Source organism: Oceanobacillus damuensis (assembly GCF_001618145.1).
Classification (GTDB): Bacteria; Bacillota; Bacilli; order Bacillales; family Amphibacillaceae; genus Oceanobacillus; species Oceanobacillus damuensis.
This window is the reverse complement of record NZ_LQNF01000029.1, coordinates 23,845-37,319: the sequence shown is the minus strand read 5'-3', so window position 1 is coordinate 37,319 and position 13,475 is coordinate 23,845. Positions and strand designations below refer to the sequence as shown.

Sequence of the window (13,475 nt, the reverse complement as noted above, 5' to 3'; positions counted from 1 at the left end):
ATTTCAAAAATTATTCTTATAGTATAAATTGACTTAAATCTTTGTTTTGTACGATAGTGTTCAGCTTCTGATCCACATAATTTTTGGTGATGTCTATTTGATCCATCATAATATCCGTTGCTTCGTATGATAAATCTTCCAGAAGCTTTTCAAGTATCGTATGAAGTCTTCTTGCACCAATATTATCCGTATCCTGATTCACCTGATAGGCAATTTCTGCCAGTCTTTCTATAGCTTCGTCAGTAAAAACTATATTTATACCTTCTGTTTTCAATAAAGCTTGGTATTGCTTGATTAAAGCATTGGATGGCTCTGTCAGTATTTGTTTGAAATCATCCACTGACAGCTTCTCAAGTTCAACCCGAATCGGGAATCTTCCTTGAAGCTCAGGAATAAGGTCAGATGGTTTCGCCATATGAAATGCTCCGGCAGCAATGAAAAGCATATGATCTGTTTTAACCGGTCCATGTTTTGTCACTACTGTAGATCCCTCTACAATAGGCAGGACATCACGTTGTACGCCTTCCCTGGACACATTTGCGGAAGACTCCTGTTTCCCTGCCACCTTATCGATTTCATCAATAAACAATATACCTGTTTCCTCTGCCCGCCTAACCGCTTCCTGGGCAACTTCATCCATATCAACAAGCTTCCCGGCTTCTTGCTGAATCAGAATCTTCCTTGCTTCTGAAACAGGAAGTTTTCGTTTTTTCTTTTTTGATGGCATGAACTGACCAAGAGCATCTTGCATATTCATGCCCATATGTTCCATCCCCGATCCTTGCAGCATGTCAAACATCGATGGGGGTATTTCCTCGATCTCGACGGAAACAATATGATCTTCGAGTTCCCCAAGTGCTAATTGATGTTCAATTCTTTGGCGCTTGTTTCGGGTTTCTTCATCTTTTTCCTGTTCGTCTGAAGAGGCTTCGTCAGTGGGAGACTGGTTTGGAAAAAGCATTTCAAAAGGATTTTTGACACTCGATTGTTTTTTCGCCCCAGGTACAAGCAGTTTCACAAGTTTTTTATTTGCCTCCTGCTCTGCCGTTCCCATGACTTCCTTCATCTTTTCTTCTTTTACCATTCTTACGGACATTTCCACAAGATCACGGACCATTGACTCGACATCCCGGCCAACATAACCAACCTCAGTAAACTTTGTTGCCTCCACTTTAACAAAAGGAGCTCCTACGAGTTTTGCAAGCCTCCTTGCAATTTCTGTCTTCCCAACACCAGTAGGACCGATCATCAAGATGTTTTTTGGAACAATCTCCTCTTTTAACGTCTCATCCAGCTGCATTCTTCTATAACGATTTCTTAATGCTACCGCTACTGACTTTTTAGCCTGCTGCTGTCCGATAATATATTTGTCTAGTTGACCCACAATTTGTTTTGGAGTGTAATTTATTCCCACCTTAGGAAAAACCTCCCTCATTAATCAAGTACTTCTAATGTAATATGATCATTTGTGTAAACACAAATTTCACCAGCAACTTCAAGAGCCGTCTGAGCTATCTCCTTTGCAGTCAACTCCCCGGAATGTTTTACAAGTGCTCTTCCAGCACTGAGTGCGTAATTTCCGCCAGAACCTATTGCAAGTATTCCATCATCCGGTTCAATTACTTCCCCTGTACCAGAAACCAAATACATATTCTCCCTGTTCATGACGATAAGCATTGCTTCCAGCTTGCGAAGTACTTTATCTGTACGCCACTCCTGGGCCAGCTCAACAGAAGCTCTTGTTATGTTTCCATTAAAAGCCTGCAGTTTACCTTCAAACTTTTCGAATAACGTAAAGGCATCTGCCACAGAACCAGCAAATCCTGCCAATACTTTTCCGTCATACAGGGTACGGACCTTCTTGGCTTTATGCTTCATAACGACGGCATTTCCCAATGTTACCTGGCCATCTCCACACATTGCACATTGGCCCCTGTGCTGAATTGCAAAAATAGTAGTTGCATGCATCTCATTAGTCATTCGTTTCACCTCGCTAATCCAGGTTTTGATCATTTGCCCGTGGATGACTGCTCATATATACATCCCGCAGATGATCTTTTGTTACATGCGTGTATATCTGTGTAGAGGATAAACTTTCATGACCAAGCAATTCCTGCACGGTCCGAAGATCTGCACCTTCATTCAGCATATGCGTAGCAAAGGTATGCCGAAGTTTATGCGGATGAACATGAACGGTTAAAGCAGCTCTTTCCACTATTTTATTAAGAATCATCCGTATCCCCCTTGTTGTAAGCGGTCTGCCGCGAGCATTTAAAAAGACAGAATCAGATGTTGTGCCGGAATTTTCCAGCAACCTCACTCTGCCTTCTTGTATGTATGTCTCTAAAGCAATTTCCGCAAAGCGGCCAAACGGGACATAGCGTTCTTTACGACCCTTGCCCTTAACAAATATGGTGCCTATCGAGAAATCAATATCCTTAAGTGTCAGACCTTGACACTCACTGACCCTGATTCCCGTACCATACAATACTTCAAGTATCGCCTGGTCACGCTGACCTGCCGGCTTAGTCATGTCGTTTACATCAAAAAGTTTTTCCAATTCTTCCATATACAAAAACCCAGGGACTGACTTGCTCGTTCTAGGTAAATATATGTGAACGAACGGACTCTCCTTGACCAATTCTTCTCGTTCCAGAAATTTGTAAAAACTCCTCAAAGAAGAAATTTTCCTTGAAACCGATCTTCTGCCAAGCTGCTGATCATACAAAGATGTAAGAAATAATCTTACATCTCTTTGCTTTATTTCATTCAAATCATGTATTCCTTCCTGATTGAGGAAATTAAAGAAAATTTCCAGATCATTCCGATAATACTTTACGGTATAAGGGGATGCATTTTTTTCAATCTGTAAGTACTCTACAAATGATTCACTATACTTCTCAAAATTATTCAATCCTTCACCTCGTCGAACAGCGGATAAATCATAGCATAATCCGTAAGATAAAGCAATGGATTTAACTAAATTGTACCAAAATTCAGAATCAGAATCAAACCCATAACTTCATAACAAATGATTTTGCCATGATAAATGATTAGATCGCAAATAGCAGCAGATCTCCTGTAAAGGGATTTGACTTACCAATTCGTAATTATAGCCATCTGAATTAGGTTAGTCAATAAACTAACATTAAATTTTTTGTAAAAATGGAATACAGTGAAATTTTTGTGAACACCTTAATACCTTTATAACCAAATTAACGCTTAATTATTCCCAATTCTTCTATTTTTTCTTTCGTCTGATCAGTTCCAAGTTCATATAACTTTCTATAAACATTCATTAGGGAACCCTCATACGTATCTCTTTCATCTTCTACCTTTTCTTCATCAAATGGTCTGAAATGGCTATCTTCAATTGCGTTTTTAGACTCTTTTTCCATTGTATTGAACATTTGCTGAATATGAAGCAAGTCATGTTCGTCAGCTATAATTTCATATTCCACCTGATTATCGGGTATCGAAATTTCTCTAATATCTTTCGTATTCACGGACACAAAATAATGTTTTTTACCTGCCATATGAATTGCCTCCTTTGTTTTAATAGGCTTTTCCCTTCTGGCAGGCAAATAAAACTTTATTGAAATGGGATAGCTGAAAAGCAAAAGCTGTTCATCTATTGAACAGCTAATTTTGCGCTACTTCTTTGTATTCACAATTCGTGCACTGAACTTGAGATTCTTTCTTTGCCTTCTTTTCGACAAGTAGAGAATCACATTTCGGACAAGGTCTTGATATTGGTTTATCCCATGAAACAAAGTCGCATTCCGGAAATCGATCGCATCCATAAAAAGTTCTCCGCTTTTTGGATTTCCGTTCCACTACATTTCCTTCTTTACACTTAGGACATTTAACACCAATCTCTTTCAGTATCGGTTTTGTATTTCTGCATTCCGGAAAATTCGAGCAGGCGAGAAATTTACCATACCTTCCCATTTTATATACCATTTCATGACCACAGTTTTCGCAATCGATTCCTGCTGGTTCATCTTTTATTTCAATTTTTTCCATTTCCTTTTCCGCTCTATCCAACCGTTTGCTGAAGCCACCATAGAATTCGTCGATAATTTTCATCCATTCTATTTTGCCATCCTCAATGGAATCCAGATCGGTCTCCATCTTGGCAGTAAAGTCAGCGTCAATAATTTCAGGGAAAAACTCTTCCACTAATTCACATACAATTGTTCCCAGCTCTGTCGGGACAAACCGCTTATTATCCATTGTCACATAGCCTCTGCGCTGGATCGTGTCCAATGTTGGTGCATATGTTGAAGGGCGGCCTATACCGAGTTCTTCCATCGTTCTTACCAATCTGGCATCCGTATAGCGTGGAGGTGGCTGTGTAAAATGCTGATTAGGTATTATTTCTTTGGAATCTACAGTCATGCCTTCAGTCAAATCCGGAAGCAATTTGTCTTCCATCTTTTTGTTATCATCTGTTCCTTCTACATATACCCGCATAAAACCTTTAAATTTGATCTTTGAACCGGTGGCACGAAATTCCACCTCATTGTTAACAAGATGCACCGTCATTGTATCCATTACTGCTGGAGACATTTGACTGGCAACAAAACGTTCCCAGATCAATTTATAAAGTCGCAGCTGATCACGTGAAAGTATGTCTTTCAACGTTTTTGGATCTCTTAACGTAGACGTTGGACGTATTGCTTCGTGAGCGTCCTGAGCTCCCTCTTTATTTTTCGTTGCTTTCGAAGCACCGAGAAATTCTTTCCCGAATTTTTCTTCAATATAGGATTTTGCCTCTTGCTTGGCAGTATCTGAAATACGTGTGGAATCTGTACGCATGTACGTAATCAGCCCTGTAATCCCCCCAGCTTTTCTGCCTAAATCTATCCCCTCGTACAGCTGCTGAGCAATCATCATCGTTTTCTTAGCACGGAAGTTTAATTTTCTGGCCGCTTCCTGCTGCAGTGAAGATGTAATAAAAGGCTGGGCTGGGTTTCTTTTTCTTTCCCGTTTATTTACTTTATCTATTCTAAATTGGTTTCCATCTAATCTTGACTTAATCTCATTTACATCATTTTCAGTTTTCAATTCTGCTTTCTTACCATCGATTCCGTAAAAGGATCCGTCAAAAACTTCCTTATCCTTTTGAAATTGGGCATCGATTGACCAGTACTCTTCCGGTTCAAAGTTTGCGATTTCCTTTTCCCGGTCCAAAATCATTTTGAGTGCTACAGACTGAACCCGCCCTGCACTTAGTCCCTTTTTGACTTTTTTCCAAAGCAATGGACTGATATTATAACCTACAAGACGATCCAGTATTCTTCTCGCCTGTTGTGCATCAACAAGATCCAGGTCAATTGCCCGCGGATTTTTAAATGACTCTTTTATTGCATCTTTCGTTATTTCATTGAATACAACTCGGCAATCCGAATTTTCGTCAACATCAAGTATATGTGCTAGATGCCAGGCAATTGCTTCACCTTCTCTATCGGGGTCGGCTGCGAGATAAATCTTTTTCGCTTTTTTGGCTGACTTTCGAAGTTCTTTGAGTACATCCCCTTTACCACGGATCGTAATGTACTTTGGTCTATAGTTATCTTCTACGTCCACACCCATTTGACTTTTTGGCAAGTCGCGGATATGGCCCATTGATGCTTTTACTGTATATTTTTTTCCTAAATAGCGTTCAATCGTTTTTGCTTTCGCAGGCGATTCAACGATTACCAGATAATCTGACATGATAGTTCCTCCTAGAATGAGGTTGACAATTTGCGATTGGAAATCTTTCCTAATACTAAATACATAATTTAAATTTGTCAAACATGCTTTATTTTTTCTTCTGTATAAAATTCACATTTGGTTTGGTATTGGCTTGTGAATTTCTGTCCATTCCTCAAAAATGTCCTCTGCTTCCAGTACCAGCTTCGCACCGTCCTGGATCATCCGATGGCATCCTTTGGTTTGCGGCTGAAGTGGAGACCCTGGTACAGCGAATACTTCTCTTCCCTGATCCAGAGCCTGTTCGACTGTAATCAATGTTCCACTCCGTTCCATAGCCTCTATAACGAGTGTTCCATAACTCAGCCCGCTGATGATACGATTTCTCTCCGGAAAATGATAGCGGGCAGGACGAATGTCGGGAGGGTATTCTGTTAAAACCAAGCCATCATTAATGATTTGCTTAAAAAGATTCATATTCTGCTTCGGGTAAATATGGTTAAAACCACCACCCAGTACGGCGATGGTTTTGCCTGAGCAGTCTAGGGCAATTTTATGTGCAATACTGTCAATACCCCTGGCCATCCCACTTACAATAAGCCATTTCTCCTTTATAAGCGGTTTCACAATAAGTTCTGTTTTTTTATAGGCATCCGGAGATGGATTTCTTGTACCAATAACGCTTATGGAAGGAGAATATGAAAGTAGTGAAGTGTCCCCAAGCGCATACAATACCAGTGGGGCATCTTTAATTGTATTTAACATAGGTGGATAACTTTCGTCAACTATTGTAATGATTTTAAATCTTTCCATATCTCGCAGCACCTTATGTCTTAAAGCTAAATTATGAAGATCTGAAAAGAAAAATGCAGTGTTCTTTTCAGGCAGGGAATATTTTCTGGAAATTTCTGCTTGAGGAAGGCTGTAGATTTCGTTTAAAGAAGGGTCATAGTGAAGGAGTGTTTGTATAAATTTTCGGGATATCCCCCGACATCGATGTAAATGTATCAATTTTGGGCGCACAGTTTCCAAACGAACATCTATCCTTTCATCATGAAATAAATTTGGAACCTGGAGATGAAATCCACCAGGCTCCATAAATCACTCTTTTTGTTGCATCTGTTTTTACTGGATTCGATATTAATGCGTTTTACACTTTTCATCCAAGCCATTTTCTTTTAGCACTTCAATCATTGTTTCTCCCATTACGGAAGGGGTTTCAGCTACTTTAATTCCACATGATTCCATGACGCGGATTTTTTCGTCAGCCGTTCCTTTCCCGCCAGAAATGATTGCACCTGCGTGGCCCATACGTTTTCCTGGTGGTGCAGTTGCGCCGCCAATAAAGCCAACTACAGGTTTTTTCATATTTGCTTTTACCCATTCAGCAGCTTCTTCTTCAGCCGTACCACCAATTTCACCGATCATAATGACTGCCTCTGTTTCTGGATCTTCATTGAATGCATCAAGCACATCAATAAAGTTGGTGCCGTTGACGGGATCGCCGCCAATGCCGACAGCAGATGTTTGACCATAACCAGCTTCGGTCAGCTGATGAACGGCTTCATAAGTCAGGGTTCCTGATCTTGAAACAACTCCGATATGTCCTTTTTTATGGATATATCCAGGCATGATACCGATTTTGGTTTCATCAGCTGCAATGACACCCGGACAGTTCGGTCCAATCAGTCTGGTTTTCTTGCCTTCCATATAACGTTTAACTTTTACCATATCCAGTACAGGAATATGTTCAGTAATACAGATAACAAGATCAAGCTCTGCATCCGTTGCTTCAAGAATAGCATCTGCAGCAAATGGAGCTGGCACATAGATTACAGAAGCGGTTGCACCAGAAGCATCCACAGCATCTTTAACTGTGTTGTAAACCGGTACCCCTTCTACTTCTGTCCCAGCTTTCTTTGGTGTCACACCGCCAACGATTTTCGTCCCATATTCAAGCATTTGCTTTGTATGGAATCTTGCTGTTCCACCTGTAATTCCCTGGACAATTACTTTTGTATCTTTATTTATATAAACACCCATTTTCGTCCGTCCTTTCTATAGTAAAAATACAGTTTTGCCTTAAGATCAGCTTACCGCGGAAACAATCTTCTCAGCGCCATCAGCCATTGAGCTTGCTGGAGTGATATTTAAACCGGACTCTTCAAGAATCTGTTTACCCTTGTCAACGTTTGTACCTTCCAAACGCACTACAAGAGGTATTTCCAGTCCAATTTGCTTCGTTGCTTCCACAACACCTTCTGCAATGACGTCACACTTCATGATACCACCGAAAATGTTGACAAAAATACCTTTTACGTTCGGATCAGAAAGGATAATTTTAAACGCCTCAGTTACCTTCTCAGCAGTCGCACCGCCCCCAACATCAAGGAAGTTTGCGGGATCGCCGCCATAATGCTTGATAATATCCATTGTGGACATGGCAAGTCCTGCTCCATTTACCATACAGCCAATATTTCCATACAATGAAACATAGCTTAGGTCATATTTGGACGCTTCAATTTCTTTCTCATCTTCCTCTGCCAAATCACGAAGCTCCATAATGTCCTTCTGTCTATATAAAGCATTATCATCGAAATTCAGTTTTGCATCCAGGGCAAGTACTTCACCATCACCTGTTGTTACAAGTGGGTTGATTTCAGCGATTGAACAATCCTTTTCAATAAATGCATTATACAGTCCTGACATGAATTTAACCGCTTTACCGATTAATTCATCAGGAATATTGATATTGAATGCTAGTCTTCTAGCTTGGTAAGGTGTAAGGCCTACTACAGGATCAATGACCTCTTTAAATATTTTTTCCGGGGTAGCTTCTGCCACTTCTTCTATCTCCGTACCGCCTTCTTCAGAGGCCATGAATACTACACGTGACGTAGCACGATCAAGAACAACACCTACATAATATTCCTTCTGGATGTCGCAACCTTCCTCGATAAGTAAACGTTTAACTTCTTTACCCTCAGGTCCAGTCTGATGTGTCACCAATGTCTTACCAAGAATTTCATCCGCATATGTACGAACTTCTTCCAAGCTTTTCGCAACTTTTACTCCACCGGCTTTGCCACGGCCACCAGCATGAATCTGCGCCTTGACAACGGTTACAGAAGTGCCAAGCTTCTCTGCAGCCTCTACAGCTTCATCAACTGTATAAGCAACATATCCAGTGGGAACCTTCACACCAAACTCGCGCAAAACTTCTTTCCCTTGATACTCGTGAATGTTCATATTCCATCCTCCTATCAATTTCAATGCAACTCTATTGTATTAAAAAAATTTAAAATAAACAAGAATTAGCGTAAGTTATTACATTTAAGTATAGAAAATACTTTTAATCTTTCATTTGCTTGTCTGCATGATACACAAATGAAAACACCTCTGCTACAGCCTGATATAATTCTTCTGGTATCGTTTCGTTTATGTTCAGCTGCGCAAGCAGTTCAACAAGTGAGGGGTCTTCCAGGATTGGCACGTTGTTTTCTTTGGCTGTTTTAAGTATCTCATCAGCTACAAGCCCTTTACCTGTAGCTGTGATTCTTGGTGCAAAATCCTTTTTTTGGTCGTAGCGAAGCGCAGCTGCCTTTTTTCGTTTTTCACTCATATGCGATAGTCAACTCCTTGATAGGAAGGCTGGAAAGGTTTTGAGGTTGCAGTTTTATTAGCCTTTGCCTGTTCCAGTAACGGTTTAAAATGGACTGCCGACAGCTGGTAGTTCAGTGATTCAAGTCCTTGTAATAGTACAGGGTGAATGGACTGGGTCTTTTCTTTCAATTCTGGAGAATCATTGAAAATCGTAATAGAGACAGATCGCTTTTGAATATTCATATCAATGATTGTTTCTTTTAAATTTTTCAAGTCTAAATAAAAAATTATCCGACAATAATCTGGATCTATTTTTCCATCTGCTGTTTTCCTGCTCTCCAATTCTAGCTCTGCATCGTTATTGAGCCCTAATTTTTCAGCTGGGATTTGAAGGGAAGCTTGAATAAAACTGACAGATTCGTTCACAGCGTTTAATTGCATGCCATTAATAAAATGCAGTAGCTGTCCTGCTCTTTCCCTTAATGGTCCGTCACTTTGCTGCAGCATTTGCAGCAGCATCGCTTTTATACTCTGATTCTCTTCCAATGTTTTCGTTGCTATTTGATTCTCATAGGATAAACCGGTATATTGCAGCACATGATGCAGTTGTTGTAAAAATTGCTCCTTTGGTGCACCACCGGAAGTAAATAACTTTTCCAGTTTAATAGAAGCAATTGTTTCATTCATTTGTTTAAAGGTCTGCTGAGCACTCAGTGTATCAAGCATATTCAGAACCCTCTCCAGTTGAACAGGTTGATTGGAAAGTGACTTTATGAATTGTCCTTGTTCCGGAGGCAGCAATGGGACCATCCTTTGTGTCAGCTGCTCTTTAAATGCCGAAAATTCCTCCTGTGTTAATACAGATCCAGTGGAAATTTCCTGACGAACTTTATTTCCCCAAAAATCCATTAAACCCTGTGACTGTGAGAGGATAGATTGCCGATTGGCATTTAATGATTCCATAAGCTTGATGGCAGCAGAATAATCCAATTGAAACGGCATTTTTATTTGAGCGTTGGAACCCGGCTGTGCTGCATTCTGGGATACATAAGATTCCATCTGCTTCCATTCTGATTTCCATGTCGCAAAATCCACCGTTTGACTTATCATACCCATCGATTTTAAGACCTGGAATAATTGTTGTTTGTTGCCGTGATTATCAGCAACATTCTGTCTGATAAATGCGGACCTCTCACTAAGCGGTGCTCCTGCCAGCTGCTCCAGTCTTACTGTTAGCTCTGTGTTTATTGAAGCAGATTTCAACTGTTGAAGCATCTCTGACATTTGATGCGATATGTTACCTGAGTTCTTTGCCTGGATTGCCTGAAATACATTTTCTGTAATTGGCAATTTACGAGCTATCATTTCAGTCAGGATTTGTGTTGCCTGCCCCTTATTTGCAGATGAAGCAAGGATTTGTAAAGCATCTTTCAGTTGTGTTCGATCGAAAGGAATATTCTCATTCACTATATTTTGGACGAAAGCAGTATTATGTTTCGTAGTTTTGACCCCGAGCTGCATCATAAGGTTTGTGACACTTAATCCTGCTTGTGATTTTAGTTGCTCACCAAGCACTTTCAAATGAATCATTTCATCTGAAGATTGCACCTGAAAATGATACCTGCCTTCAATAGAAAGGGATGCTTCCAATTGAGCAATCAACGTTTGACCGCCAAGTAAAATTTGTGCTTTGTTATCTGGATAAAGCTTTAATATTTTACCTTGTATAATCTGTCCCGGTCTCAGGATCTCCTGCTCATGGGAAATCTTAAGCATGTTTTCACCGGTCAATTTATGTATCCGCAATGTGTCACACCTCTTTCCTCATTAATTGCTATTGACCCAGTACATCCCTGACTGGAGCGAAGGTCTTTCTATGATATGGAGATGCTCCTGTCTCCTCAAGCATCTCCATATGATGTTTGGTGCCATATCCCATATTTGAAGCAAAGTCATATTGCGGAAATTCCTTATGTATATCCTTCATTATATTATCCCGGGTTACTTTCGCAAGAATGCTGGCCGCAGCAATTGAAATGCTCTTCGCATCCCCTTTTATGAGAGATTCGGATGTGCATGGTAATTGATCCAGACTGACCGCATCAACAAGCAAATGGTCAGGAGTCGGCGTCAATTGGGCGAATGCTTCGGACATTGCACGTTTGGTCGCTTCAAAAATATTGATTTGATCTATCATATTGTTATCGATGATTGAAATACCGTAGCTAACAGCTTGTTCCTTAATAATTGCAAAAAACTTTTCCCTTGTTTGTTGATTTAATTGTTTGGAATCATTTAAACCTAGTAATTTAAAACCCCTTGGAAGAATGACAGCTGCAGCGACTACAGGACCGGCAAGAGGACCTCTTCCAGCTTCATCTATACCCGCTACATGCCTGCAGTTGTTTGAAAAAGCCGCTCGCTCATACTCTGTCATCGTATAAAAGTTTTCTTCAAGCTGTTTTTCTTTCATCATTTGTTTTTCGTAGCTCTTCACTAAGGACTGCACACCTTTTCGGTCATCCTTTTTCAGTCGGGAGATTTCTTCTTTGCCCAGAACCCCGTCTTTCAATAATTTCTTTATTACTGCAATCGATTGCTTGTCCATCATAACCACCATACTCTCTTTTTATATCGGTCTTTGTGTGCAATTATAGTAGGGAAAAAATAAAACATACACCCATAGATGTATGTTTTATTTTATTGCGGTGTTTCAAGGGTTATATTTCCTAATCTTCCTGTTCGGAGATCCCGTATAAAGATATCGGACACCTTATCAAAATTGACATGTCCACCGCTTTCCAGTGCCCCTCGCTGCTTACCAATGGCATTGAATATCTCCACCATGTCATCCATCGTCCGATCAATCGTATATCGCTCTTCCAATTGCTCTGGGTAATGTTCTCTCATATAGTCGATGACAAACGCAGTAATATCCTGTAATGAAAGAAGCTGATCTTTAATTGTCCCAATTGCTGCCAAGCGATACCCTACCGCTTGATCTTCAAATTTGGGCCATAAAATACCAGGAGTATCAAGCAATTCAAAATCCTTCTTCACTTTAATCCACAGCTGCTGTTTTGTAATCCCTGGACGGTCACCGGTTTTTGCTATCTTTTTATTTGCCAGCCGATTGATCAATGTCGACTTGCCGACATTTGGGATACCTACAATCATGGCTCGTGCAGGTCTTGGCTTTATTCCCTTTTTCAGGAGTTTTTCCATTTTTACCTGTCCAAGCTCTTTAGCTAATTGAATTACTCGATGAATATCCGTTTTATTATTTACATCCACAGCGATGGCAGGTATATCCATCTCTTTGAAATGATTGATCCATTTATCTGTTTCTTGATGGTCTGCTAAATCTTTTTTCATAAGGACAATCATTTTAGACTTATTTTGCAATACTTGCTGAAGCATGGGATTTTGTGAAGATAATGGTGCTCTTGCATCCACTAATTCCATTACGAAGTCAACAAGCTTTAATTTCTCCTCCACTTGACGTCTGGCTTTCGCCATATGCCCGGGAAACCATTGTATTGGCATTATGCATTATCCATCCTTTCCTACAATTTGTATACGATCAAACGGCCAGTAGATAAGACTCGTCTTCCCTACAATTTGATCCATTGGGATAACGCCAAGCATTCTGCTGTCTGTAGAATTGCCTCTATTATCACCAAGTACAAACACGTGTCCCTCAGGAATCACCTCATGTCCACCAGGAAGCTCTTCCAGTGTAAAGTCATTTGTCAGTGTCTGATAGGATTTTATTTGATCTTTTTGCTCTTTTAAAAATGGCTCTTCTACTTCCACCCCATCAATGTAAAGCACATTATCTTCCATTGCCACGTGTTCTCCAGGGAGTCCGATAATTCGTTTAATGAAGTCCTTTTGATCGGAAGCATGGAAAACAACGATTTCAAATCTTTCAGGATCCTCGATATGATAAGCGAATTTATTAACGATCATTTGATCCCTGTCATGAAGTGTAGGGAGCATGGATGGTCCATCTACCACGATTGGTGCAAAAAGGAACATGCGCACGATAAATGCCAAGCCAAAAGCAAGAAGTAAAGCTTTTATCCAGTCAAACCACTCATTTTTTTTCTTTTCCGCCATGTATTCCCCTCCGAGCCATTCTCTGTGTAAGTTTATTGTAATCCAGTATT

General features: G+C 40.2%; 13 protein-coding genes. All 13 read right to left on the bottom strand.

Going from position 1 to position 13,475, the window contains the following annotated elements:
- Positions 1–16 precede the first annotated feature (16 nt).
- The 13 genes from hslU to lepB all read right to left on the bottom strand — a co-directional run bounded on the left by hslU (position 17) and on the right by lepB (position 13,425).
- Positions 17–1,435 (bottom strand): HslU--HslV peptidase ATPase subunit, encoded by a 1,419-nt coding sequence (gene hslU, locus A4245_RS15055; protein ID WP_157087737.1) that lies wholly within the window; start codon positions 1,433–1,435, stop codon positions 17–19.
- Positions 1,435–1,980 carry an ATP-dependent protease subunit HslV gene (gene hslV / locus A4245_RS15050; RefSeq protein ID WP_067729362.1) on the bottom strand — a complete coding sequence of 182 codons (546 nt, stop codon included), beginning with the start codon at positions 1,978–1,980 and terminating at the stop codon, positions 1,435–1,437. Before hslV ends, hslU begins: the two co-directional genes overlap by 1 nt.
- A 13-nt stretch (positions 1,981–1,993) precedes the next feature.
- Positions 1,994–2,914 (bottom strand): tyrosine recombinase XerC, encoded by a 921-nt coding sequence (xerC, locus tag A4245_RS15045; protein ID WP_067729360.1) that lies wholly within the window; start codon positions 2,912–2,914, stop codon positions 1,994–1,996.
- Positions 2,915–3,215: 301 nt separating this feature from the next.
- Positions 3,216–3,536, bottom strand: a complete 321-nt coding sequence (locus A4245_RS15040) for a hypothetical protein (protein ID WP_067729358.1) — start codon at positions 3,534–3,536, stop codon at positions 3,216–3,218.
- A 106-nt stretch (positions 3,537–3,642) separates the two neighbouring features.
- Entirely contained in the window at positions 3,643–5,721 is a 2,079-nt protein-coding gene (gene topA / locus A4245_RS15035) for a type I DNA topoisomerase (protein ID WP_067729356.1), read from the bottom strand.
- Positions 5,722–5,832: 111 nt separating this feature from the next.
- Positions 5,833–6,513 carry a DNA-processing protein DprA gene (dprA, locus tag A4245_RS15030; RefSeq protein ID WP_234402426.1) on the bottom strand — a complete coding sequence of 227 codons (681 nt, stop codon included), beginning with the start codon at positions 6,511–6,513 and terminating at the stop codon, positions 5,833–5,835.
- A 327-nt stretch (positions 6,514–6,840) separates the two neighbouring features.
- Positions 6,841–7,743, bottom strand: a complete 903-nt coding sequence (sucD, locus tag A4245_RS15025) for a succinate--CoA ligase subunit alpha (RefSeq protein ID WP_067729355.1) — start codon at positions 7,741–7,743, stop codon at positions 6,841–6,843.
- Between the two features lie 45 nt (positions 7,744–7,788).
- Positions 7,789–8,949, bottom strand: a complete 1,161-nt coding sequence (sucC, locus tag A4245_RS15020) for an ADP-forming succinate--CoA ligase subunit beta (RefSeq protein WP_067729353.1) — start codon at positions 8,947–8,949, stop codon at positions 7,789–7,791.
- Positions 8,950–9,052: 103 nt separating this feature from the next.
- On the bottom strand, positions 9,053–9,322 hold the full coding sequence (locus A4245_RS15015) for an EscU/YscU/HrcU family type III secretion system export apparatus switch protein (RefSeq protein WP_067729351.1): 270 nt from the start codon (positions 9,320–9,322) through the stop codon (positions 9,053–9,055).
- Positions 9,319–11,109, bottom strand: coding sequence for a hypothetical protein (locus A4245_RS15010; protein ID WP_067729349.1), 1,791 nt, complete (start codon positions 11,107–11,109; stop codon positions 9,319–9,321). The genes A4245_RS15015 and A4245_RS15010 overlap by 4 nt, the downstream gene beginning before the upstream one ends.
- Before the next feature lie 28 nt (positions 11,110–11,137).
- A complete protein-coding gene (locus tag A4245_RS15005; protein ID WP_324609863.1) occupies positions 11,138–11,914 on the bottom strand; it encodes a ribonuclease HII in 777 nt (258 codons plus the stop codon).
- Positions 11,915–12,003: 89 nt separating this feature from the next.
- Positions 12,004–12,849, bottom strand: coding sequence for a ribosome biogenesis GTPase YlqF (gene ylqF, locus A4245_RS15000; RefSeq protein ID WP_067729345.1), 846 nt, complete (start codon positions 12,847–12,849; stop codon positions 12,004–12,006).
- Positions 12,850–12,855: 6 nt separating this feature from the next.
- On the bottom strand, positions 12,856–13,425 hold the full coding sequence (lepB, locus tag A4245_RS14995; protein WP_067729343.1) for a signal peptidase I: 570 nt from the start codon (positions 13,423–13,425) through the stop codon (positions 12,856–12,858).
- Positions 13,426–13,475 lie beyond the last annotated feature (50 nt).

What these genes read in the sequence shown, in the direction of transcription:
- hslU (WP_157087737.1), bottom strand. Translation starts at nt 1,435, where the DNA reads ATGAGGGAGGTTTTTCCTAAGGTGGGAATAAATTACACTCCAAAACAA.
- hslV (WP_067729362.1), bottom strand. Translation starts at nt 1,980, where the DNA reads ATGACTAATGAGATGCATGCAACTACTATTTTTGCAATTCAGCACAGG.
- A4245_RS15040 (WP_067729358.1), bottom strand. Translation starts at nt 3,536, where the DNA reads ATGGCAGGTAAAAAACATTATTTTGTGTCCGTGAATACGAAAGATATT.
- topA (WP_067729356.1), bottom strand. Translation starts at nt 5,721, where the DNA reads ATGTCAGATTATCTGGTAATCGTTGAATCGCCTGCGAAAGCAAAAACG.
- dprA (WP_234402426.1), bottom strand. Translation starts at nt 6,513, where the DNA reads ATGGAAAGATTTAAAATCATTACAATAGTTGACGAAAGTTATCCACCT.
- sucD (WP_067729355.1), bottom strand. Translation starts at nt 7,743, where the DNA reads ATGGGTGTTTATATAAATAAAGATACAAAAGTAATTGTCCAGGGAATT.
- sucC (WP_067729353.1), bottom strand. Translation starts at nt 8,949, where the DNA reads ATGAACATTCACGAGTATCAAGGGAAAGAAGTTTTGCGCGAGTTTGGT.
- A4245_RS15015 (WP_067729351.1), bottom strand. Translation starts at nt 9,322, where the DNA reads ATGAGTGAAAAACGAAAAAAGGCAGCTGCGCTTCGCTACGACCAAAAA.
- A4245_RS15005 (WP_324609863.1), bottom strand. Translation starts at nt 11,914, where the DNA reads ATGATGGACAAGCAATCGATTGCAGTAATAAAGAAATTATTGAAAGAC.
- ylqF (WP_067729345.1), bottom strand. Translation starts at nt 12,849, where the DNA reads ATGCCAATACAATGGTTTCCCGGGCATATGGCGAAAGCCAGACGTCAA.
- lepB (WP_067729343.1), bottom strand. Translation starts at nt 13,425, where the DNA reads ATGGCGGAAAAGAAAAAAAATGAGTGGTTTGACTGGATAAAAGCTTTA.